General features: G+C 34.1%; 22 protein-coding genes. 14 read left to right on the top strand and 8 right to left on the bottom strand.

The features are described from left to right. The first annotated feature begins 21 nt into the window (after positions 1-21). Together FT986_RS09230 and FT986_RS09225 are read left to right on the top strand one after the other, a co-directional pair. Positions 22-900, top strand: coding sequence for a pirin family protein (locus tag FT986_RS09230; protein ID WP_147864784.1), 879 nt, complete (start codon positions 22-24; stop codon positions 898-900). A 14-nt stretch (positions 901-914) separates the two neighbouring features. Further along, on the top strand, positions 915-1625 hold the full coding sequence (locus tag FT986_RS09225; RefSeq protein ID WP_147864783.1) for a pirin family protein: 711 nt from the start codon (positions 915-917) through the stop codon (positions 1623-1625). On the opposite strand, the gene FT986_RS09220 is transcribed toward FT986_RS09225, so the two are convergent. After that, a complete protein-coding gene (locus FT986_RS09220) occupies positions 1615-2196 on the bottom strand; it encodes a methyltransferase domain-containing protein (protein WP_147864782.1) in 582 nt (193 codons plus the stop codon). The genes FT986_RS09225 and FT986_RS09220 overlap by 11 nt on opposite strands. A gap of 103 nt (positions 2197-2299) precedes the next feature. Here FT986_RS09220 and FT986_RS09215 point away from each other — a divergent pair, with 103 nt between their 5' ends. Continuing rightward, positions 2300-2797 (top strand): GreA/GreB family elongation factor, encoded by a 498-nt coding sequence (locus FT986_RS09215; protein ID WP_147864781.1) that lies wholly within the window; start codon positions 2300-2302, stop codon positions 2795-2797. Between the two features lie 31 nt (positions 2798-2828). After that, positions 2829-3293 (top strand): RNA methyltransferase, encoded by a 465-nt coding sequence (locus tag FT986_RS09210; protein WP_147864780.1) that lies wholly within the window; start codon positions 2829-2831, stop codon positions 3291-3293. Here FT986_RS09210 and FT986_RS09205 read toward each other — a convergent pair. Beyond that, positions 3290-4528 (bottom strand): carboxypeptidase-like regulatory domain-containing protein, encoded by a 1239-nt coding sequence (locus tag FT986_RS09205; protein WP_255505940.1) that lies wholly within the window; start codon positions 4526-4528, stop codon positions 3290-3292. The two genes, FT986_RS09210 and FT986_RS09205, sit on opposite strands and share 4 nt — an antisense overlap. A 160-nt stretch (positions 4529-4688) precedes the next feature. Here FT986_RS09205 and FT986_RS09200 point away from each other — a divergent pair, with 160 nt between their 5' ends. The 9 genes from FT986_RS09200 to FT986_RS09160 all read left to right on the top strand — a co-directional run bounded on the left by FT986_RS09200 (position 4689) and on the right by FT986_RS09160 (position 18034). Then, positions 4689-5687, top strand: a complete 999-nt coding sequence (locus FT986_RS09200) for an NADP-dependent oxidoreductase (protein WP_147864779.1) — start codon at positions 4689-4691, stop codon at positions 5685-5687. A gap of 120 nt (positions 5688-5807) precedes the next feature. Continuing rightward, a complete protein-coding gene (locus FT986_RS09195) occupies positions 5808-6290 on the top strand; it encodes a glutathione peroxidase (protein WP_147864778.1) in 483 nt (160 codons plus the stop codon). Positions 6291-6348: 58 nt separating this feature from the next. Further along, on the top strand, positions 6349-7008 hold the full coding sequence (locus FT986_RS09190) for an HAD family phosphatase (protein WP_187248598.1): 660 nt from the start codon (positions 6349-6351) through the stop codon (positions 7006-7008). A gap of 12 nt (positions 7009-7020) precedes the next feature. Further along, positions 7021-8955, top strand: a complete 1935-nt coding sequence (locus tag FT986_RS09185; RefSeq protein ID WP_147864776.1) for a M1 family metallopeptidase — start codon at positions 7021-7023, stop codon at positions 8953-8955. Positions 8956-9147: 192 nt separating this feature from the next. Next, the gene (locus FT986_RS09180; RefSeq protein ID WP_147864775.1) at positions 9148-12150 is read left to right on the top strand and encodes a T9SS type A sorting domain-containing protein; all 3003 of its coding nucleotides are present in this window, start codon (positions 9148-9150) and stop codon (positions 12148-12150) included. Between the two features lie 108 nt (positions 12151-12258). Beyond that, positions 12259-13143: a GTPase Era gene (gene era, locus FT986_RS09175; protein WP_111540547.1), complete on the top strand. Its 885-nt coding sequence runs from the start codon at positions 12259-12261 to the stop codon at positions 13141-13143. 10 nt (positions 13144-13153) lie between these two features. Then, positions 13154-13702: a hypothetical protein gene (locus FT986_RS09170; protein ID WP_187248597.1), complete on the top strand. Its 549-nt coding sequence runs from the start codon at positions 13154-13156 to the stop codon at positions 13700-13702. A gap of 66 nt (positions 13703-13768) precedes the next feature. Continuing rightward, the gene (gene der / locus FT986_RS09165; RefSeq protein WP_111540545.1) at positions 13769-15073 is read left to right on the top strand and encodes a ribosome biogenesis GTPase Der; all 1305 of its coding nucleotides are present in this window, start codon (positions 13769-13771) and stop codon (positions 15071-15073) included. 162 nt (positions 15074-15235) lie between these two features. Continuing rightward, positions 15236-18034, top strand: coding sequence for an outer membrane beta-barrel protein (locus FT986_RS09160; RefSeq protein WP_147864773.1), 2799 nt, complete (start codon positions 15236-15238; stop codon positions 18032-18034). Between the two features lie 58 nt (positions 18035-18092). On the opposite strand, the gene FT986_RS09155 is transcribed toward FT986_RS09160, so the two are convergent. The 6 genes from FT986_RS09155 to FT986_RS09130 all read right to left on the bottom strand — a co-directional run bounded on the left by FT986_RS09155 (position 18093) and on the right by FT986_RS09130 (position 21956). Next, complete coding sequence (locus FT986_RS09155) at positions 18093-18659, bottom strand: helix-turn-helix domain-containing protein (RefSeq protein ID WP_147864772.1); 567 nt, start codon at positions 18657-18659, stop codon at positions 18093-18095. A gap of 124 nt (positions 18660-18783) precedes the next feature. Continuing rightward, entirely contained in the window at positions 18784-19608 is an 825-nt protein-coding gene (locus FT986_RS09150; RefSeq protein WP_147864771.1) for a YgcG family protein, read from the bottom strand. Next, a complete protein-coding gene (locus FT986_RS09145; protein ID WP_147864770.1) occupies positions 19608-20039 on the bottom strand; it encodes a TPM domain-containing protein in 432 nt (143 codons plus the stop codon). Before FT986_RS09145 ends, FT986_RS09150 begins: the two co-directional genes overlap by 1 nt. Positions 20040-20049: 10 nt before the next feature. After that, complete coding sequence (locus FT986_RS09140; protein WP_147864769.1) at positions 20050-20640, bottom strand: LemA family protein; 591 nt, start codon at positions 20638-20640, stop codon at positions 20050-20052. Between the two features lie 12 nt (positions 20641-20652). Next, on the bottom strand, positions 20653-20982 hold the full coding sequence (locus FT986_RS09135; RefSeq protein WP_111540539.1) for a MerR family transcriptional regulator: 330 nt from the start codon (positions 20980-20982) through the stop codon (positions 20653-20655). Then, positions 20982-21956 carry a M23 family metallopeptidase gene (locus FT986_RS09130; RefSeq protein WP_111540538.1) on the bottom strand — a complete coding sequence of 325 codons (975 nt, stop codon included), beginning with the start codon at positions 21954-21956 and terminating at the stop codon, positions 20982-20984. Before FT986_RS09130 ends, FT986_RS09135 begins: the two co-directional genes overlap by 1 nt. 121 nt (positions 21957-22077) lie before the next feature. Here FT986_RS09130 and alaS point away from each other — a divergent pair, with 121 nt between their 5' ends. Beyond that, positions 22078-24690 carry an alanine--tRNA ligase gene (gene alaS / locus FT986_RS09125; RefSeq protein WP_147864768.1) on the top strand — a complete coding sequence of 871 codons (2613 nt, stop codon included), beginning with the start codon at positions 22078-22080 and terminating at the stop codon, positions 24688-24690. Positions 24691-24747: the final 57 nt, after the last annotated feature.

The following is a 24747-nucleotide window of genomic DNA, read 5'->3' as shown; positions in this document are numbered from 1 at the left end:
TAAGATTAAAAAATATTAATTATGAAAAATCAAAAAAATATCGAAATTATAGTGCCGCCAAGGCCACCACATTTTGTAGGAAACGGATTTAGAGTTCATAATTTTATTCCTAGTGCTTATCGGTTAGACATGCAGCGAATGAATCCGTTTATACTCATGGACTATAATTCTAAATTTTATTTTCCGCCAAGTGAATCTCCACGCGGAGTAGGTGTACATCCTCATAAAGGTTTTGAAACTGTGACCATTGCCTACCATGGTAAAATTGCGCACCACGATAGCAGCGGTGGTGGAGGCGTTATACAAGAAGGTGGTGTGCAATGGATGACGGCAGCCTCAGGAATATTACATAAAGAATATCACGAAGAAGAATTTACTAAGCAAGGAGGTGACTTTCAAATGGTACAGTTGTGGGTTAATTTGCCTGCAAAAGACAAAAAATCTTCCCCAAAATACCAAGGTTTTGCAAGAAAAGATTTATCCAAACATCTGCTAAAAGATAATGCAGGAGAGATAGAGGTAATTGCAGGAAAATATAAAGACACTCCAGGAGCCGCTAGTACTTTTACGCCTCTTCACCTTATGAACGCAAAATTAAATGTTAACGCTTCCGCGGAATTTTCCTTTCCCGCTAATTACAATACTGCATTGTTGGTGATAGAAGGAAACGTAAAAGTTAACCATGAAGAAGTAGCTACAGATCATTTCGTGCTTTTTGAAAACAGCGGAGAAGATTTTGTTATAACCGCCATAGGTGAAGCTGTTGTATTAATATTAAGCGGAGAACCAATAAATGAACCTATCGTAGCACAAGGTCCGTTTGTGATGAATACTTCTCAAGAAATTACACAAGCCATTCAAGAGTTTAGCGATGGGAAATTTGGAACCCTAAATGAATAATGAAATAAGATAAGATGAAAACGATAAAACATACCGCAGATACCAGAGGAGAAGCTAATCACGGTTGGCTAAAAAGTCACCATAGTTTTAGTTTTGCTAATTATTTTAACCAAGACCGTATGAATTTTGGAATGCTACGCGTATTAAATGACGATGAGGTAAGCGGCGGAAAAGGTTTTGGTAAACATCCGCATAAAAATATGGAGATTATTTCTATTCCACTTTCGGGAGATTTAGAACATCAAGATAGTATGGGGAATACTACGGTGATTAAAGAAGGTGATATACAAGTAATGAGTGCTGGCACTGGCGTAATGCATAGCGAATACAATAAAAATAAAGATCAGGCGGTAAAATTCTTGCAAATTTGGGTTATACCCAATCAAGAGAATGTAGAGCCGAGGTATGATCAAATCTCTACTTTAGATTTAAAAAAAGAAAATGAATGGTATCAAATATTATCTCCGCATAAAGAAGATCAAGGTGTTTGGATACATCAACAGGCCTATTTTTCTATGGGAGATTTTACACAGCCCACTTCTTTAACTTACGATTTAAAAGACGCTAAGAATGGGGTGTACATTTTTGTTTTAGAAGGAAATTTAAAAGTAGAAACTGAAGATTTAAGGCGTAGAGATGCCCTAGGAATCTGGGAAACGGATAGTATCGAAGTAAAAGCCGAAGCTCATACAAAAGTTCTTCTTATGGAAATTCCTATGACTTAATTTTAGGCTGCAAAATCATAAATAATTCTCGATCTTGCCTTTGCGGAATTGAATTATAAGCTGTTTTAAATGTATGGATATCAAATAAAGGTTCAAAATAAGTAAGGTATTCTTTTTTACTTCCTCCATAAGGCGGATTTCCGTTGGGAAGTTCATCATCGAAAAGTAATCCTACAAGCTTGCCCTCTTTTTTAAGTAGTTTTTGCATTTTTTCAGCGTAAGCTTTACGGAAAGATTTGGGTAATGCACAAAAAAAGGTTTGCTCTAAGATAAGATCAAATTGCATTTCGAGCTCAAAAAAATCAATATGTAATAGTTGCTTTTCAGGAAAACTAGGAAGCCTCTTTTTAATATTCTGTAAAGGAGTTGCTGCAATATCTGCTACAAATACGTTTTTAAATCCGTTAAGAAAAAGGTACTCTGCTTCGTAAGCATTACCTGCACCAGGAATTAAAATTTTAATAGATTTATCTTCTAATTGATCAATGTATGCTTTAAGCGGACTCGATATTTCTCCTATATCCCAACCCGTTTGTTGGTTTTGGTAACGGTTTTCCCAATAGTTGCTCATGGTTTGTATATATGGTTAGATAAGATAGTAATCTGTCTAAGATTATAACAAGATCTTAAGATAGACTTTGTAGCAAAATAGTTAATTTTCTTTAAAAATATCTATGAGTAGAGGGTTTGTAAGAGAAGAAGATCAAGAGGAGGCACCTTTAATTCCGCCAAGAGCAGCGCTACCATTGGGTGTAACAAATTACGTAACTCAATATGGTAAAGAAAAATTATTAGAAGAAAAGAGCGAATTAGAACAAAAAAGAGCCGCTATCGATCTTAAAGATGACCAAGCAAAACGAAGAGAACAAGCAGTAATTGATGGGAAACTAGCTTTGCTAAACGAGAGAATAAATTCTGCTAGAGTTATTAATTTATCCAATCAGCCTCAAGACGAGGTAAGGTTTGGTAGTAATGTAGAATTTCAATTAAACGGTAAGTTACAGAGTTTTCAAATTGTAGGCGTTGATGAGGCGAACGTAAAAGAAAAGAAAATAAGTTTTACAGCACCTATAGCCAAAGCTTTAATGGGAGCAAAGCAAGGAGATGAAATTACCTTTCAATTAGGTTCAGAAACTAAAACGATTCAGGTTTTAGATATTAATTATTCATAATCTTCATGCATATTTGTATAAATTTTTTTTAATGGTAGTTGATAATTTAGAACAAGGCTTTTTCGCGATAGGAATACAAAATGGAAAAACACCAGAAAACTTAGGGGTTTTATGGCGTTCTGCACAAAATCTAGGAGCAAGCTTTATTTTTACTATTGGTAATAGATATTCAAAACAGGCCTGTGATACCCATAAAGCTGTAGGAGCTATGCCTTATTTTCATTACGATACTTTTGATGATTTTTATGCGCATCTTCCTAAAAGCGCTTTATTAATTGGTGTGGAATTAACTGAAGATGCAGAACCATTAGAAACATTTAAACACCCCCGAAGAGGTGTTTATTTATTGGGGGCAGAAGACCATGGTTTATCCAATCAAGCCATTGAAAAATCTCACAAACTCATCAAATTTTCTTCTGCATTGAGCTTAAATGTTTCAGTAGCTGGCAGCATAGTTATGTATGATAGAAATACAAAAGGCACTGTAGTCTATTAATCTAATTTTTCCTTTATCTTCTCAATAGCATTTTGAATAGATTTTTCAGGTTCAATAATATTGCTAGATCCCCAAAAATTACTATCCCTAAAACCAGAAACGTCATCGGCCATTACAATAGATGGTTTTATATAATTAGATTTTTTTAAATTGCTTTTGGCTGTTTCTTCTCTATTGGTAACTATCATTTCATTGTTTAAGGTGAACCTAGAATTGAATAATTTCTTTTTCCAATTTACTACAAACTCTAACATAGCACTGCTGTGACCGTAATACCATTTCCCGTTTTTTTCGAAATAATCTACTTTGTATTCAATTTGTTCGGGATAAACTTTTACGCTTCCAGGCTTTCTATGCACAAACATTTTTGCAGCAAGTTTTCGGTTTTCAATATTTAATTTGTAATTAGCTTTCAATAATGTTGAGGTGGCAGCATCAATATATAATGTACCACTGTACCAAGAATTATTTTTTTCATTTTCTTCAAAATTTATTTGATGAACATAACGATTATTAATGCTTGTGGGTTCATCTAATGAAAAAGAATAATTAAAAAGTTGTTCATCTTCAAATAGAAATTCGGGATACTCCATTACATCTAAATACAAAGAACTATAGGGACCACCTCTCAATTTTAATGTAAGCGTATCTAATCTTGAATAATCGGTGTTTTTTCGAGCTTTAAAAATTGAAATTCGATCTCTTTTATTAGAAGTGTAAGGCTCTTTATGAATTTTAACTACAGCTTCAGATAAAGACACATTTCTTCTCCCTCTTTGAATAGTTTCTCTGTAAAAACCAGTCATTACCATAGAGTTGTCCATATAGTTTTCACCTCGTTTTGAAAAGCAATTTTTAACTAACGAAAGTGCATCTTTAATTTGATAAAGATTAACTTCACTAAGTTTCTCAGAAGATTCTAAAAGTTCTATGCGAGTTCTTTCTTCATTAAAATTTCTTAAGTGAAGCGATTTATTTTCATAACCTAAATATGAAATAGTAATAACTGCATTGATAAGCTTTCGCGGAATTTTAAGCGTAAATTCTCCCTCGTTATTTGTTACCGTAGAGAAGTCGTGGTTTTCTACTTCAACTTTAGCAGAAGTAATGGGTTCTTCAGTAAGCTCATTGATGACAAAACCTCGATACGATTTAAAATCTTCTTGAGCAGAAACAGTCATGCTTAAAATGAAGATAAAGATGACTAAAATAAAAGTATAAGTTTTTGTTTTCATAATAGTGATTTTTAAGGGGGTGAGAGGTATACAAGATACTGAAAATTAATATCTTAAAAAAGTTAAACTTTTAGTAAGCAATCATTAACATTTTAAATTTAAGTTTAGAATTAACTTAACACAGTATAGCTTTCAAACGTTTTAAATTTGAAATAAAAACATGAATAAGGAAATTTTATTAAAGAAAAGACCAGACGGTAAGCCATCAACATCAGATTTTGAGATTCGTGAAATTGATGAGCCACAACTTAATGATGGGGAAATCTTATTAGAAACTCAGTATATATCTGTAGACCCATATTTAAGAGGAAGAATGAAAGATCAAAAATCTTACATCGAACCTTTTAAGCTAGAAGAACCAATGAGTTCTGCGCTTGTTGTAAAAGTAACTCAATCTAAAAATGACTCATTTAACGAGGGAGATTTTTTAATGGGTAATTTACCTTGGAAAAAGATTCAGACTTCTAATGGAGAAAACTTAAGAAAAGTAGACGCTAATCAAGCGCCATTATCTGCTTATTTAGGTATTTTGGGAATGACAGGATTGACCGCTTATTTTGGCCTAACCGATATTGGAGAGCCGAAGGAAGGAGAAACTATAGTTGTAAGTGGAGCCGCTGGAGCAGTAGGAAGTGTAGTTGGTCAAATCGCAAAAATAAAAGGCTTAAAAACTATAGGAATAGCAGGTAGCGATGAAAAAGTGCAAATGCTCAAAGATAAGTTTGGCTATGATGAGGCAGTAAATTATAAAACTACTCAAGATATGGCTAAAGCAATTAAAGAGGCAGCGCCAAATGGAGTCGATGTATATTTTGATAATGTAGGAGGTGAAGTTTCAGATGGTGTTTTGGCTAATATCAATCACTTTGCTCGTATAATAAATTGTGGTGCAATTTCTCTTTATAATGAAACTGAAATGCCAACAGGACCAAGAGTAGAGCCAATTTTGGTAAAGAACAGCGCTAAGATGCAAGGTTTTATTGTTAGAAATTATCAAGACCAATTTCAAGATGGTATTAAGCAATTGGCTACTTGGCTTCAGGAAGATAAATTAAAGTTTGAAGAAACTATAGTAGAGGGGTTTGAGAATACTCCGCAAGCATTCATAGATCTTTTTGATGGAAAAAATAAAGGTAAAATGGTAGTGAAAACTAGCTAAGTCTTCCAGTTTAAATAAACTTTAAAGTCTGTCTTTTTACTCTAAAAGACAGACTTTTTATTTTAACATTTGTTACACAGCTTGGTAGTAAATAAATAAAGAGTTTTGTAATAAAAACAAATGAATAAGTTCTATTCCCATCAAATAAAAAGTTCAAACGGTAAAACCATCGATTTTAAATCTTTTAAAAATAAAGTGGTTTTAATTGTAAATACGGCTACAGAATGCGGTTTGGCATCTCAATTTAAAGACTTAGAAGATCTTCATCAAAAATATAAAGACAGCGGATTGGTAATTATCGGTTTTCCTTGTAATCAATTTATGGGTCAAGAACCAGTGAATAATAATGATATGCAATCGGCTTGTGAAATTAACTTCGGAGTTACTTTTCCGTTAACGGAAAAAATAGATGTAAATGGAAAAAATACTCATCCTATTTTTAAATACCTTAAAAACAACCTAGGAGGTTTTTTAGGAAGTAAAATTAAATGGAATTTCACTAAATTCTTAATAGACGCTAAGGGTAATCCTTATAAAAGATACGCTCCAACTACCAAGCCTCAAAGCATAGAAAATGACATCCAAAAGCTCCTTAATATGTAGAAGTTTTATTTTTTAAAGTAACACATTGCTCGTATATTCGGCGTAAAATTGATTTATCGTGCTAAAAGCTGTGTTATTTGATATGGACGGGGTAATTGTAGATACAGAACCGCTTCATCATAAAGCCTATTTTGGAATGTTTGAACATTATCAAATAGATGTTTCAGAAAAACATTACCAAACCTTTACTGGACAATCTACCATTAATGTTTGTAGACAGTTGTGTGAGTATTTTAAATTACCTATTGATCCACAAGAATTAGTAGATAAAAAAAGATCTATTTTTAAAGAACTCTTCAAATCAGATCCAGATCTAGATTTAATTCATGGGGTAAGGGCGCTTATTGAAAATTACTATGAAGCCGGACTTACACTTGTATTGGCGTCTTCTGCTTCTATGGGAACTATTAATAGCGTATTTGATCGTTTTGAATTAAATCAATATTTTGTTGATAAACTTAGCGGAGCCGATTTAAAAGCTTCCAAACCTCATCCAGAGATTTTCCAAAAAGCTGCTCAATCTTCAGGTTTTCCGGTAGAGAATTGCATGGTGATAGAGGATTCTACAAGTGGCATAAAAGCAGCAAAAGCAGCTAACATTTTTTGTGTAGCATTTAAAAGTCCGCATTCAAAAAATCAAGACTATTCTCAAGCAGATAAAATTATTACCCACTTTACGGAAATAAATTACCCTCAAATTAATCAATATTTTAACTAACCTAATAGAAGTATGAGAAACTTAAAATCCTATTTTTTCATTGTAACTGTATTGTGTTCTTTTATGACTTGGGCGCAAGTGCCAGAAGCAAAAGAAAACAATCAACAAAATTTTGATGAGTTAATGTACCGTCAAGGTTCTGCTTTTAGAACGGCTTCGGGTAAACCGGGAGCAGAGTATTGGCAAAATAGTGCCGACTATCAAATAGAAGTAACCCTAGATGACAAAACCCATAAAATTACCGGAAATATTGAGATAGAGTACACCAATAACAGTCCAGAGACTTTAGACTTTATGTGGCTTTACTTAGAACAAAATAGATTTACAGATTCTTCAAGAGGTACTTTAACAACACCTATGAGAGGAAATCGATACAATGGAGATGTAGAAGGAGGTTATACAGTTTCAAATTTTTCTGCAAAATCGGCTGGACAAACTTCTAACAAATACCTTATTAACGATACTAGAATGCAAGTTTTCTTTGATAAGCCTATTAAAGCTAACGGAGGGAAAGCAACTGTGAAAATGAATTTCTCTTATAAAATTCCTGTAGAAGGAATGGATCGTATGGGAAGACTAGATGTAGAACAAGGTACTATTTACGCTTTGGCACAATGGTTCCCTAAAGTAGCTGTTTTTGATGATGTAGTAGGTTGGAATACCGAACCGTATTTGGGAGCAGGGGAGTTTTACGTAGATTACGGAAATTACGATTATAAAGTTACCGCACCGTATAATCATACCGTTGTAGGTTCTGGTGAGCTTCAAAACCCAAAAGATGTTTTAACTAAAAAACAATTAGAAAGATGGGAAAAAGCTAAAGAAAGTAATGAAACCGTTTATATTGTAAAACCTAATGAAGTAGGTGAGAGGTCTTCTAACGTTAAGAATAACGGAATGTTGACTTGGCACTTTAAAATGGAAAATACAAGAGATGTTGCTTTTGCCTCTTCTCCAGCATTTATTTGGGATGCCGCAAAAATAAACTTATCGGAAGGAAAAACAGGATTGGCTCAATCTGCCTATCCTAAAGAAAGTGATGGCGAAGAAGCTTGGTCTAGATCTACCGAGTATTCTAAAGAATCTGTAGAGTTTTACTCTAAAAATTATTTTGAATATCCTTATACTAGTGCTGTAAATGTAGCTGCCGATATTGGAGGAATGGAATATCCTGGCTTAAACTTTTGTAGCTGGAAGAGCAAAGGAGCTTCTCTTTGGGGAGTAACAGATCACGAATTTGGTCATAACTGGTTTCCAATGATCGTAGGAAGTAATGAAAGAAGATATGCTTGGATGGATGAAGGTTTTAATACATTTATTAATCATTACAGTACCTTGGCATTTAATAATGGAGAGTATCCTGCTTCTTTAGGAAATGTTAGAATGCTAAAAAGTTATTTAACTAGCGAAAATAGAGAAGGAATAGATAATTATCCAGATGTAACTAATTTAAGAAACTTAGGTTACACGGCATACTATAAGCCAGCTGCAGGTTTGTTGATGTTGCGTGAATATATTATAGGACCAGAACGTTTTGATTATGCTTTTAAATCATACATTAAAACTTGGGCATTTAAGCATCCACAACCTTCAGATTTCTTCAATCATATGGAAAATGCCACAGGAGAAAATCTTTCTTGGTTTTGGAAAGGATGGTTTTACGGAACAGAGAATATTGATATTGCCGTAAATGGAGTAGAGAAAAATGAGAAAGGTTACCTCATTAAAATAGAAAAAGTAGAAGAAATTCCTGTGCCAGTAACATTACTGGTGAAAATGAATGATGGATCTTCAGAAAAAATAAACCTTCCGGTGGAAATATGGCAGCGTGGAGACACTTGGGAACATTTTATAGAAACCACTAAAGAAATTAAATCTGTAGAATTTGATCCAGAAAAAAAGCTGGCTGATGTTAACGGACAAAATGATATGTGGTCTAAAGAATAAGATCAATAGATAAATAAAGAATGAAATGCCCAAATGAAAATTTGGGCATTTTTTGTATAAGGTGTTAATATTTTAAGAAAAAACAATCATTCTCTTTCGAAAAGTTAATTAAGAGTTAAATCACTGATTTTGAAAAACCTTTGAGTTTTTCAGAACGTATATACCAGCAAGTTTAACCAAATAAAATTAACTATGAAAAAAATTACATTATTAGCTTTTATTGCGATAACAGCTATGTTTTCAAACCAAGAAGTTTTGGCACAAGTATCTAACGGTAACGATAGTGGAGCTGGTAGTTTACGTCAAGAAATTATAGATGCTCAGCCAGGTGATGTGATCACCTTTGGCCTTTCAGTAGGAACAATTGACCTAGACAGTGAAATAACTATCGATAAAACCTTAACTATTGACGGGGGTACTCTAGTCAACGTTGAAATTGACGCCGATAATATGGGCAGAATTTTTAATGTTACTGCGGGCACGGTAGATATTAACAATATAGATTTTGTTAATGGAGAAGAAGTCGACGGGGGAGCAATCTATGTTTCAGGAGCTACAACCACATTAACATTAGATGATTGTAACTTTACAGATAATCAAGCTAATGGCACTTCAGGTTCTGGAGGAGCTATTTTTCTAGATGCAGGAGCAACATTAACTGTAAATGATTCAGATTTTACAGATAATATAGCGAATAGAGCAGGAGGAGCGATTGAAGATAATTCTGGTGCAGGATTAAATCTAACGCTTACCAATGTTACGTTTAATGGTAACAATGCTGGTGTTGCCCCAAGTGCAACTGCTGCTCCAGGAAATGGGGGAGCTTTACACGTTACAGGCGCAGGTGATGTAAATATTACCGATGGTTCTGTAAATAACAACATAGCTGCAAGAGAAGGTGGTGGTCTTTGGAACGGAAGCGGGACAATGACAATTGACGGAGTAACGATTGATGGAAATACTGCTAGCGGTAATAACTCTGACCATGGTGGAGGAGGTATTTATAACCTTAGCGGAACCCTTACCATTTTAAATAATACTGTAATTTCTAACAATATAGCCGATGGGACATCTGGTTCTGGTGGAGGAATTTTAAATGATAATGATGATAATGGTAATGGAGGAAATATTTCTATTTTAAATTCAGAAATTTCAGATAATATAGCCAATAGAGCAGGAGGAGGAATAGAAGATAACTCTGGTAGTGGTTTGATTGAGCTCGATAATGTTACCCTTAACGGAAACAATGCAGGAGTTGGTCTAGATGCAACAGCAGCACCAGGAAATGGTGGTGGTTTACACGTAAGCGGATCAGGAAGTATTGACATTGTTGGTGGAACAGTAAACAACAACATGGCAGCTAGTGAAGGTGGAGGACTTTGGAACGGATCAGGAATGATGAGTGTTGACGGAGTAACTATCGATGGCAATACTGCAAGTGGAAATGATTCAGACCATGGAGGTGGAGGAGTCTATAACCTTAGCGGAACCCTTACCATTACTAACAATACTATGATTACTAATAATGTAGCAGATGGGACATCTGGTTCTGGTGGAGGAATTTTAAATGATGCTGGAGCGATGGTAAATATTACGAGTTCAGAAATTTCAGATAACGTAGCTAACAGAGCAGGAGGCGGAATCGAAGATAATTCTGGTACAGGTGTAGGAGTTTCATTAACGAACGTTACTTTAGATGGAAACAACGCTGGAGTTGCTCCAGGTGCTGTTGAGAATCCAGGGAGCGGTGGAGCAATACATGTTTCAGGCGCTGGAGATGTAAATATCGATGGAGGTACAATAACTAATAATATGGCTGCTTTTCAAGGTGGTGGATTATGGAATGGTACAGGAACAATGAATCTTGACGGAGTAATTGTTGATACCAATACGGCTGAAGGAGATGCTGCTACAACTGGTGGTGGTGGAGTCTACAATCAAGGAGGAATTGTAAATATTATGGATGATTCAGAAATTACTAATAACTCGGCTACAGGAACTTCTGGTTCTGGAGGAGGTGTTTTATCTCTTGCTGGGACCATCACTATAGATGAGTCTATTTTAGATAGTAATTCTGCAAACAGAGCAGGTGGAGCTATAGAAGTTATTGATGGAACAGTGATGATTTTAGATTCAGAATTAACGAATAACGATGTAAATGGTTTAGCAGGAACAGCAAATCCAGGAAATGGAGGAGCAGTACATATTTCAGCGGTTACTCAATTTAGTATAGATATGTCTTTAGTTTCAGGTAATTCTGCTGCAAATGAAGGTGGTGGTCTTTGGAATCAAATAGGGGCAACTATGAATATTTCTAGAACAACTATAGATGATAACTTGTCTGATGGTGACGGTGGAGGAATCTACAACAACGGAGGTATAACGAATATCGAAACTTCAACAATTTCTAATAATTCAGCTACCAACGGTGTTGGAGGAGGATTATCTAATGATATGGGAACTGCAAATATTATGACAAGTACATTTGCCTTTAACTCTGCAAGTACAGATGGGGGTGGAATTTCAAACAATGATGTGATGTCAATTAATGCTTCTACGATAGCGTTTAATACAGCAACCAACAATGGTGGAGGTATTTCTGCATTGACAGCAGTAGAGATAAAAAATACAATTGTTTCAGATAATACTTCAGCAATGGGTAATGATGTTACAGGTACGTTTACATCTCAAGATTATAACCTAATAGGTAATGATGATGAATCTATATTTGTAGACCAAGCTAATGATTTAATAGATGTTTCTTCAATGTTATCTACGCTACAAGATAATGGTGGTGAAACCATGACTATTGCATTAATGAGTGGAAGTCCAGCAGTTGATGCAGGTGATTCAGCAGATATGTTTAACGATCAACGTAACTATGTTATTGATGGAACAAGAGACATTGGAGCGTTTGAATTTGGAGGGGTTTTAACTGTAGATGAAACAAGACAAATAGATATTAGTTCTATTTACCCAAACCCATCTCAAGGAAATGTAAACATCGAAATAGATCCAAGTATCACAAATGATATTCAGGTAAACGTATATAATATTTCAGGAAGATTAGTATATCAAGATACAATTACAGCAGGAGCAAGTCAATTAGATTTATCGGCAATGTCTTCTGGAGTATATCTTTTAAAAGTATCAACTTCAAGCCAGTCTAAGACACATAAATTGGTAATAAGATAATTAGGGATTAGTTTATCATTTAAAAAGACCGCTTTTTTAGCGGTCTTTTTTTATGTTTAAAATTGGGATCTCCTAAATTAACTTACCTTTGCAATTCAAATAAAAATTATGGCACACAAGGCAGGCTTTGTAAATATTGTAGGAAACCCTAACGTAGGGAAATCTACCCTAATGAATGCGTTTGTAGGAGAGCGCTTATCTATTATAACGAGTAAAGCTCAAACGACAAGACACCGTATTTTGGGGATTGTTAATGGAGAAGATTTTCAAGTGGTTTTAAGTGATACTCCAGGAATTATCAAACCGGCATATGAGCTTCAGGCTTCGATGATGGATTTTGTTAAATCTGCTTTTGAGGATGCCGATGTACTTATCTATTTAGTAGAATTAGGTGAGAAAGATTTAAAAGATGAATCTTTTTTTGAAAAAATTACTTCAGCTAAAATACCAGTTTTATTATTGCTGAATAAAGTAGATAAAGGAAATCAACAACTCGTAGAAGAACAAGTAGACTTATGGAAAGCTCGAGTTCCCAATGCAGAGATATTTGCTATTTCAGCTTTAGAAAATTTTGGGGTACCAGAAGTTTTTAATCGTATTTTAGAACTACTTCCAGATTCTCCTCCATTCTATGATAAAGAAGCTTTAACAGATAAGCCAGAGCGATTTTTTGTTAATGAAATTATCAGAGAGAAAATTTTATTACATTATAAAAAAGAGATTCCGTATAGCGTAGAGATCGATACTGAAGAGTTTTTTGAAGAAGAAAATATCATTCGCATGCGAAGTGTGATCATGGTAGAGCGAGAAACTCAAAAAGGAATTATTATTGGTCATAAAGGAAGCGCGCTTAAAAGAGTAGGGGTAGAGGCTAGAAAAGATTTAGAGAAGTTTTTCGGGAAACAAGTTCATGTAGAATTATATGTGAAAGTGAATAAAAACTGGAGAAGCGACCAAAAACAATTAAAACGTTTTGGATACAATAACAAATAAGTTTTTCAATATGTGTCGAGTTTTATTTCTTTTCTGCTTAGTTGTTGGTATATATTCTTGTAAAGAAGAAGAAAATAAATCAAAACAAATCTTGGACCCTACTTATGTAGATCATCAAGTAGAACACGCATTTGTAGATATGAGTAGAAAATTTAATGAAAGTGCTAATAGAGAAATAGTATTGGTAGATTCATTACAACAAGAAATCGAAAAAACTCAAAATGACTCTGTAGTAAAAAAAGCTAATCAGTTATTTTCAGCATTTAAAAATATAAACACGCAGGTTGAAAAGTCGTTAGAAACCATTAGCGTTCTTCAATCTCAAGAAGAAATGAAAGCTGAATTAGTTCAACTTCAAGAGCCTTTATTAGAATTTAAAAAAGTTTTGAGTAATCAAAACAGTGAAATTACGAGAGAAGAATTAGAAAATTTAACTTTAGATAATTCTCAAGAAGATATAAAAGAATCGAAGATGTCTAAATTATATTACCTAAGATTTAAACTCGTTAAAATCACAAAAGATGTTCTCTCTGCAGAACTTAAAAACACTTCGCGTTAATAATTAAAAGTCAAAGGTATACTTTATAGGATTTAACATGTACTTTTGCAGCCTAAAAGAAAGATTATGGGAAATATAGTAGCCATTGTAGGAAGACCAAATGTAGGAAAATCTACTTTTTTTAATAGATTAATTCAAAGAAGAGAAGCTATAGTTGATGCTGTAAGTGGTGTAACTAGAGACCGTCATTATGGGAAATCTGACTGGAATGGTAGAGAGTTTTCAGTAATTGATACTGGGGGTTATGCTATTGGTAGTGATGATGCATTTGAAGCAGAAATAGATAAACAAGTAGTGTTGGCTATAGATGAAGCCGATGTTATTATTTTTATGGTTGATGTAGAAAGCGGAATTAGTCCTATGGATGAAGACGTTGCTCAACTATTGAGAAAAGTAAAAAAGCCTGTATTTTTAGCAGTAAATAAGGTAGATAATGGTGCACGTACAGAGCAAGCTATGGAGTTTTATTCTCTTGGTTTGGGAGAGTATTATACCATTGCTGGAATAAATGGTAGCGGTACGGGAGATTTATTAGATGCCGTAGTTGAAGCTTTACCAGAAAAAGAAGAAGTAGAAGAAGATGAATTACCAAGATTTGCCGTTGTAGGTAGACCAAACGCAGGGAAATCTTCTTTTATCAATGCATTAATCGGGGAAGAACGTTACATCGTTACCGATATTGCAGGAACGACTAGAGACTCAATAGATACCAAATATAACCGATTCGGGTTTGAGTTTAACTTGGTAGATACTGCAGGAATTCGTCGAAAAACTAAAGTAAAAGAAGATATTGAGTTTTACTCGGTAATGCGAAGCGTTCGAGCAATAGAACATGCCGATGTTTGTTTGCTTGTCGTAGATGCTACACGTGGTTTTGACGGACAGGTACAAAACATTTTTTGGTTAGCGCAACGTAACCGAAAAGGAGTTGTGATTTTAGTGAATAAATGGGATTTGTTAGAAAAAGAAACCAATACCATGAAAGAGTTTGAAGCTAAAATTAGAAGAGAAATAGAACCTTTTACAGATGTGCCTATTGTTTTCATCTCTGTACTTAACAAACAACGTATTTTTAAAGCGATAGAAACAGCCGTTGAGGTGTACAAGAATAGAAGTAAGAAAATCAAGACTAGCGTGCTTAATGATACTTTACTGCCGTTAATAGAAAATTATCCGCCGCCAGCTTATAAAGGTAAATATGTAAAGATTAAATTCATTACTCAGTTGCCAACACCGCAACCTCAATTTGCATTTTTCTGTAATTTACCTCAATACGTTAGAGATCCTTATAAGCGATTTTTAGAAAATAAATTAAGAGAAAAATTTGACTTTAATGGGGTTCCTATTTCTGTTTATATGAGAAAGAAGTAAGAATATATTTAATTAAATTTATACAAAGGAGATAAGTAACACTACTTATCTCCTTTTTTATTATAGTAAAAATTAATTTTTAAGAAAAATTCAACTAGCCAATCAAACTTTTAAGTTTTTTTTAAGTCTATTACAAGAAGACTAACGGTTAAAAATCAATCTATGCTATTTAAAAATGTTCTCGCTCAGTTTTTCTTGCTGGGTTTTTTATTCATTTTCGCTTCCGCGGAAGCGCAAGATTACAAGATTCAAGGAAAAATTATTGATAGTGAAAACGTCGCGTTAGAGTCGGCTACTATTTATGTAGAAGCAGTAAAAGATAGCTCTTTGGTAGACTACACCATTTCTGATGTTGATGGAAATTTTATAGTTGAAGGCTCAACAGATGTAGATGAAGTGAACCTTTTTATATCTTTTACAGGATTTCAGACCTATAAAAAACGCTATCAACTTTCACAAAATAGAACCATAAATACAGGAACCATTACCTTACAATTGGCCGACAATACATTAGGTGAAGTGGTCGTGCAAGGAACAAAAGCTCCAGTTTCTATAAAAACCGATACCTTAGAATTTAATGCAGCTTCTTTTAAAACCAAAGCAGATGCTAACTTAGAAGAAGTACTTAAGAAATTACCTGGTGTGGCGGTAGATAAAGATGGTGCGATTACCGTTAACGGTAAACCAGTATCTAGAATTTTAGTAAACGGAAAAGAGTTTTTTGGTGATGATCCTAAAATTGCTACCAAGAATTTACCTAAAGAAATTATCAACAAAATTCAGGTGGTAGATACTAAAACTAAATCAGAAGAATTTACTGGAAAAGAGGGAGATTCAGAAAATAAAACGATTAATATTACCATAGATGAAGATAAAAACAAAGGTTATTTTGCTCGTCTTACAGCTGGTGGTGGAACTGATGAACGTTATGAACTTAGCGGAATTGGCAATTATTTTAAAGACGATTTAAGAGTAAGTGTATTAGCAAGTTCTAACAATATCAACTCTTCGGGTTTTACGTTCGATGAGGTCTTTGATGCTATGGGAAGAAATGCGTATGCTATTACGAGAAATAGTAACGGTAACTTTAGCATTAACGGTAATAGCTTTGGTTCTGGAGGAGGAGGAATCACCAAATCGGACAATGGCGGAGTGAGTTTTGTGAACGAATGGAGTGATGAGACAGAGCTTTCTGCTAATTACTTTTTTAACCGTGGTGATACCAAAACTAGAACAGAGGTTGAAAGAGAAAACATTCTTCCAGATAGAACTTATTTTAATAATTCTACTTCTTCTTCCGACAGGAAAAATGACAACCACAGAGCTCGTTTTGGATTCGAATTTGAGCCCGATACGCTTACGCGGATTTCTTTTCGTCCCAATATCACGGTAAATGACGGTTTTGTAAAAAGTAATTCTAATACCAGCTCTTTTGAGGAGGATGGAACTCCTATTAACACCGCAGAAACCGAACAATATACCGAGCTGTTGAGTACTAACTTCTCTAACAATTTAAATGTTTCTCGAAAGTTTGGAACTAAAGGCGGTTTTGTAAGTCTTGGTTTTGATAATACTAATAATAAATCAGAGGAAGAGAATGTTTATTTCTCATCAAGAGAGATTTATGATGATGCTGGTAATTTAACCGATACTGATATTCAGGATCAATTCATCAATCAAAATACTAGAAAGGATGAATATAGTATAAGCGCAAACACAAGACTTCCGTTAAGTGAAAAATTATCCTTAGATGTTTCTTATAGTTATACCAAATCTAATGATGAAAGCGAGCGTTTAATTTATGAGAAAAATGACCTTACGGGAGAATATGATGTGCTCGTAGATACGTTAAGTAATGATTTTAATTCAGAAACATTTAACCATAGACCTAATATTGGTTTAGTCTATAGAGATGATAAATTAAGAGCAAGTATATCGGGAGGTTTGGAAAATGTAAGATTAAAAAATGAAGATTTATTTACTGAAACTTCTTTTGATAATACGTACAATAATTTTTATTCGAGAGCATATTTTAGATATAAATTAAACAAAACTAAATCGATTTATTTTAATTATCGAAACTCAAGAAACGTACCTTCTATTACTCAATTGCAGCCTGTAACGAATACTACAAATCCATTAAATATTGTTACGGGTAATCCTAATTTAGATCCTTCTTTACAACACAATATTTATATGAATTTTAATAACTATGACTTTAAATCTCGCTCTGGGTTTTATGCATATTTGGGAGGAGATCTAACGAATGATCAAGTAGTCTCTATCACCACGACCAACCAAGATTTGGTCAGAACAACTTCATATACAAATGTAGATGGTGCTTATAGTTTATTTGCAGGAGCAAGCTTAGATAAAACCATAACCTTAGAAAGTAAGAACACGATTAAAATTGATGCAGGAATTTATGGTAATATGAGCAAAGATTTAGGTTTTTCTAACGGAGTTAAATTCGATTCTAATCGTTACAGTGTGAGTCCTAATTTAGGAGTACAATATGATATAGTAGATATTTTAACCATCGAGCCTTCTTATGATATTAGTTTTATAAATGCTAAATACAGTTTAAATAATACGAGAGACCAAAATTATGTAAACCATAATGTGGGATTAGAGCTTACTTCTTACTGGCCTAAAAACTTTGTTTTTGGAAACGATATATCTTATCAGCATTTAGGAAATATAGCACCAGGTTTTAAAAATGATTTTGTGTTATGGAATATGAGCTTAGGATATAAAATTATGGGAGATGATGGGATTTTTAAAGTAAAGGTATTTGATGTCTTAGATCAAAATATTTCTACCAGTAGAACTACAGGAGATGACTTTGTACAGGATACACAACAATTGGTATTAGAGCAATATGTGATGTTTAGCTTTACTTATAAACTTAGTAAGTTTGGAGGTAAAGACCCAAATAAAAGAAGAGGTAGAAGACGTTAACCGATATTGATCAACATAAAAATCCCCAATTATATTTTATAATTGGGGATTTTTATGTTTAAGCGATTACTTTTCTACGTATCAAAACTGAGCCAAAATATAATAGGGTTAAACTCAATAATAAACAAGGAAATAGCCCTGTTTTAAATCCAGTTGAGAAGCCGTGGCTAGTTAATACTAATAGAAAATAACTTACATATCCTAAACCAAATTTTAATAATCTTTCTACAGCACCCATTTCTCTTGTATAAAGAACGATAAAAAGAGGTAAAAGAAAACTAATTAAAACCCCTCCGAAAAGACTATTTGTATTAGCATTTGAGTCAAAAGTTAAATAACCAATAATACCGATTAGGATAAAGTTTAATGCTAGTAAGAAAAATCCTTGTGCGATTTTAGGACCTATGTTTTTCTTTTTTTCTGAATTTTCTACAGAAAGTAACTGTTCTAAATCTATTTGTAGGGTATTACAAATTAAGTTGAGGGTTTTTCCTCTTGGTTCACTTTCACTATTTTCAATTCTTTGAATAGTTCTTAGGTTAACTTGAGATTGTTCTGCGAGTTCTTCTTGGGTTAACCCCTTACTTTTTCGAGCTTCTTTAAGTTTTGTTGCGAGTGAATTCATGATGCATATCTAATTTAAATCTGTTATAAAAATAAACATTAGACTCGAAAAAGATAACGACAAGAATCGACTTTTTAACGACATTTATATGTCCATAGTTTGTCATAAACTATGTATTAAAGTTTTACCAGCTACCACCAGCACCACCGCCTCCAAAACCGCCGCCGCCGAAGCCACCTCCAAAGCCGCCTCCTCCAAAACCGCCACCGCTTCCAAAGCCTCCTCCAGATGAGCCGCCTCCAAAGCCACGACCTAGACTACTTAAAATAAGTACGTCTAAAAGAGTATCTGCACCGCTACGTTTTCCGCCATTTTTACCGCCACCTCTTTTATTTTTTATAAATGAAATGATGATGACAAAAACTATAAAAGCTATAAAGAAAAACGGAAATGATTTTCCTCCAGTAGAGGATTTACGTTTGGGAGCTCCTTTAAAAGTACCGTTAAGGACTTGAAATACCGCTGTTGTGCCTTTATCTAAACCAGAATAGTAATCACCTCGTTTAAACTCTGGGGTAATAATTTGATCTATGATTTCTTTACTTCTAAAATCGGTTAAATACTGTTCTAGTCCGTAGCCGGTGGTCATCCAAATTTTTCGGTCTCCTTCAGAAAGTAGTATTAATAAGCCATTGTCTTTATCGCTTTGTCCTATACCCCAAGCGTGAGCCCATTCCGCTGCATAGGTGCCAATATATTCTCCGTTAAGGCTTTTAATCGTTGCGATAACAATTTGTGTAGAAGTAGTATCGGCGTAGCGGATTAATTTTTGTTCTAATCTGCTTTCTTGACTTTCATTAAGTACATTGGCAGCATCATAAACACTGGTTTGTTCTTTTGGTTTTTTAGGAATATTTAATTGCGCTTCCGCGGAAGCATAACTAAGAAAAAAACCTATATAAAGAAGTGTAAGGTAAAGTAGAGAGGATTGTTTTTTAAGCTGTATCATTAACCACGTGAAATTTCGTCAGACAATTCGTTGATGTCATCTTTTTGATAAGGGAAAAACTTCTTTAGTTGTTCTCCTGCTTTTAAAATACCTTCAACCAAACCTTCTTTGTAATTCCCATTTTTAAAATTTGAAATCACGATTTCTTTGGTGCTTTCCCAAAAATCTTTTTCTACGACATCATTGATTCCTTTATCGCCAAGAATGTAAAAATGATGATCTTGGGTAGAGACGTAAAAAAGTACTCCATTTTTAAGTTCGGTTTCGTGCATTTTTAAAAATTCAAAGACGTTTTTAGCTCGGCTAAAAACGTCTTCTTTACATTCTTTTTCTATATGCACCCTTATCTCTCCAGAGGTGTTTTTTTCGGCTTCTTGTATGGCCGAAACGATTTCTTTTTCATCTTCTGAAGTAATGAGGTTAATTGACATAGGTCTTAATTTAAAATTCTACTTTATATGCTTTTTCAGCTCCAGCATCGGCAGAGAAAGGAGACATTTTTTCAAATCCAAACATCCCAACCACCATATTATTAGGGAATTTTCTAATGTACGTATTGTATTCTTTCACCGCTTCGTTATAACGGTTTCTTTCTACATTGATGCGATTTTCTGTGCCTTCTAATTGAGATTGTAGATTCAAAAAGTTTTGATTGGCTTTCAACTCTGGGTAACGTTCTACACTCACTAATAAACGAGAAAGCGCAGATGTTAATCCGCCTTGAGCGTTTTGAAATTTATTAATAGCTTCTGGAGATAAGTTGTTAGCATCTACGTTTACCGAGGTAGCTTTAGAACGAGCTTCTATAACAGCTGTTAAAGTTTCTCTTTCAAAATCTGCTGCTCCTTTAACCGTATTTACCAGGTTGCCAATAAGGTCATTTCTACGTTGATAGGCGCTTTCTACATTTGCCCATGCAGTTTTTGCATTCTCTTCATGTTCCACAGCAGTGTTGTTAACTCCGCCAAAAAAGCTAAATGCAATGAAGCCAAGAACAACGATAATAATTAATGGAATAAGCCACTTTTTCATAAGTAAGGTGTGTTAAATGTGATTTTTTATTTTGGTTAATTCTAATTTAATAGATTCTAATTTACGAATAATATCGTAGTTATGAAGGGTCTTTTTACCTTCTTCTTTTAAGTGCGTTTTTGCACCTTCTAAAGTAAAACCTCTTTCTTTTACTAAGTGATAAATAAACTCTAAATTTTTGATGTCTTGCGGAGTAAATTTTCTATTTCCTTTTGCATTTTTTTTAGGTTGAATGACATCAAATTCCTTTTCCCAAAATCTAATAAGTGAGGTGTTTACATTAAATGCTCTAGCCACTTCGCCAATGCCGTAATATAGTTTGTCTGGTAAGTTGGCTTTCATTAATCTAATGATTGATTTTCTAGATTGGACTGGTTGAGCATAATGTCATATTCTTCGGCAGTTAAATCACCATGATAAAAATTAATAGGATTAATAACTCTGCCATTTTTATGTACTTCATAATGTAAGTGAGGCGCTGTTGAAAGTCCTGTACTACCTACTTCTCCAATTACTTCTCCTCTTTTAATTTTTTGACCTTTACGGACATCAAACTTGCTCAAGTGAGCGTAATAGGTTTCATAACCAAAACCATGATCTAAAACAATAAGATTACCAAAACCGGTAGATCTAGAAGCTTTTTTTACTACAGCGTCTCCCGTTGCATAAACCTCTGTTCCTGTTTTTGCTGTAAAATCCATCCCATTATGCATTTTTCTATATTTTAGAATAGGGTGCATACGCATTCCGTAACCAGATGCCATTCGGGTTAAATTTTCATTTTTTACTGGTTGAATTGCGGGTATAGCGGTTAAAAGTTTTTCTTTCTTTTCTGCTAAAAGAGCAATTTCATCTAGCGATTTTGATTGTACTACGATTTGCTTTTGTAGGATATCCATCTTTTTGTTGGTCTCGATAATCAAATCCGAATTATCGTAACCTTCTAAATTCTTATAGCGATTAATACCTCCAAATCCGGCTTTACGTTGTTCTTCGGGAATAGGATTGGCTTCAAAGTAAACACGATAAATATTGTTATCTCTATTTTCTACTTCAGAGAGTACTTTTTGAGCCTGAGCCATTTTCTTGTTGAGCACTTGGTATTGAAGCTCCATATGGTTGAGCTCCCTTTTCATTGCTTTTTCCTTGGGGGTTTCAATTTGTGGTAAGTTAATATATACCAATAATAATAAAAACCCAGCAAGGAAAGTTCCTGCAATAGCAAGGGCTATAAAGCCTAATCGGCGTCCTTTTTTCCTTTCTATTTTTTGATAAGAAAGCGTTTCGCTATCGTAATAATATTTAACCTTCGACATTCTTCTAAATTATACTATTTTTGCGACTTGTAACTAAGTGTTATGCTTAGAAAGACGAACAAAGATAGAAATTGTTTCACTAGTAACATAATTATAACGTTTATCCCATTAAGGTAAGTATATGAAATCACAAGAAATCCGTTCTAAATTTTTAGCTTTTTTTGAATCTAAAAAACATGAAATAGTTCCTTCTGCACCTATGGTCATTAAAGATGACCCTACGCTTATGTTTACCAATGCAGGGATGAATCAATTTAAGGAATATTTTTTAGGCAATGCCACTCCAAAAAGTACAAGAGCTACAGATACTCAAAAGTGCTTGCGTGTTAGCGGTAAACATAATGATTTGGAAGAAGTAGGTAAAGATACCTATCATCATACCATGTTTGAGATGTTAGGAAACTGGAGCTTTGGTGATTACTTTAAAAAAGAAGCTATAGAGTGGGCTTGGGAGTTATTAACCAAAGAGTTTAATATTACTTCAGAAAACTTATATGTGACCGTTTTTGAAGGTGATCAAGAAGATGGATTAGGCTTAGATCAAGAGGCTTTTGATCTGTGGAAAGCTATTGTGCCAGAAGAACGCATTTTGTTAGGAAACAAAAAAGATAATTTTTGGGAGATGGGAGACCAGGGACCTTGCGGACCAGCTTCTGAAATTCACATCGATATTCGTTCTGAAGAAGAAAAAGCTAAAATACCAGGTAAAGATTTAGTTAATCAAGATCATCCTTTAGTGGTTGAAATTTGGAACTTAGTTTTTATTCAGTTTAATAGAATGGCTACAGGGAAATTAGTAGAACTTCCTAATAAGCATATTGATACAGGGATGGGCTTTGAGCGTTTATGTATGGTGATGCAAGGAACTCAGTCTAATTATGATACCGATGTTTTTACACCTCTTATTAGAGAAATACAAGCCATCACCAATTCTACCTATGGTAAGTCTGAAGAAATAGATATTGCGATTCGTGTAATTGCCGACCACGTACGAGCGGTCTCTTTTGCTATAGCCGATGGACAATTGCCAAGTAATAATGGAGCGGGATATGTGATTAGACGTATTTTACGTCGCGCTATTCGTTACGGATTTACGTTTTTAAACACCAAAGAACCTTTTATTTACAAATTAGTCGCGACTTTAAGTAAGCAAATGGGAGAAGCTTTCCCAGAACTTAAAAAGCAAAAGAACTTGTGCGAAAATGTGATTAAGGAAGAAGAGAATTCTTTTTTAAGAACTTTAGATCAGGGGTTAATTTTATTAGATAGCATTATAGAAAGCACTAAAGGAGAAGAAGTATCGGGTAAAAAAGCGTTTGAACTTTATGATACCTATGGATTTCCTATAGATTTGACTGCATTGATTTTAGAGGAAAAAGGTTTAAGCTTAGATCAAGCAACCTTCGAAGCAGAATTACAAAAACAAAAAGAGCGTTCTCGTTCGGCTGCACAAATGAAAGCAGACGATTGGCAAATTTTATTTGAAGATGAGGAAGAAGAATTTATTGGATACGATCATTTAGAAGCCAATGTTAAAATTGCAAAGTATAGAAAAGTAGAAAGTAAAAAAGAAGGAGAATTATATCAATTGGTTTTTAATCTAACACCTTTTTATCCAGAAGGAGGTGGGCAAGTAGGTGATAAGGGATATTTAGAAGCTGCTAACGGAAATGTTACTTATGTTATTGATACTAAAAAAGAAAACAACCTTATCATTCATATTACGAAAACTTTACCTGTAGATTTAACGGGTAAATTTAGAGCGGTTGTAGATGAAAAACAACGTAAACGATCTGCAGCCAACCATTCTGCGACGCATTTAATGCACCAAGCATTGAGAAATATCTTAGGAACACACGTAGAACAAAAAGGCTCTATGGTTCATAGTGGATATTTACGTTTCGATTTTTCACATTTCAGTAAAGTTTCTACGGAAGAATTAAAAGAAGTAGAAGATTTTGTAAATGCTCGTATTCGGGAGCAATTGCCTTTACAAGAACAACGTAATATAGCTTACGATCAAGCGATTGAACAAGGAGCAATTGCATTGTTTGGAGAAAAATATGGAGATGCAGTAAGAACTATTCGTTTTGGTGAATCTATGGAGCTTTGTGGAGGAACTCACGTACCCAATACCACAGATATTTGGCATTTTAAAATTTTATCTGAAGGAGCCGTTGCTTCTGGAGTAAGACGTATAGAAGCGATAACTGGTGATGCTGCAAAAGACTTTTTAACCCAGCAAAGTGAAAGCTTTAACGAGCTAAAGAGTTTAGTGAAAAACACTAAAAATCCTTTAAAAATAGTAAGTGATTTACAAGAAGAAAACACGCAGCTTAAAAAGGAAATAGAGCAATTAAAGAAAGAAAAGGCAGGGAATGTAAAGGGAGATTTAAAAGCTGCTTTAACAGAAGTAAATGGAGTGCAGTTTTTAGCAAAAGAAGTAGATTTAGACGCAGGAGCTATGAAAGATCTATCTTTTCAGTTAGGTGGTGAAGTAGAAAATCTATTTATGGTTTTAGGATCTCAACAAAACGGAAAAGCTCTTCTTTCTATTTATATCGATAAAAATTTAGCCGAAGAAAAAGGGTTAAACGCAGGCCAAATGGTCCGCGAATTAGGAAAACACATCCAAGGTGGAGGTGGTGGTCAAGCGTTTTTTGCTACTGCAGGCGGTAAAAACCCTGAGGGAATTAAAATGGCTTTAACCGAAGCTAAAAACTACATTGCTTAAAAATAAAATGATCTTTATAGAATGATAAATGTAAAAGTCTAATTTGTTACTTTTACA

This window comes from Mesonia sp. K4-1, assembly GCF_008017825.1.
Lineage (GTDB): Bacteria > Bacteroidota > Bacteroidia > Flavobacteriales > Flavobacteriaceae > Mesonia.
This window is presented reverse-complemented; position numbering and strand designations above follow the sequence as displayed.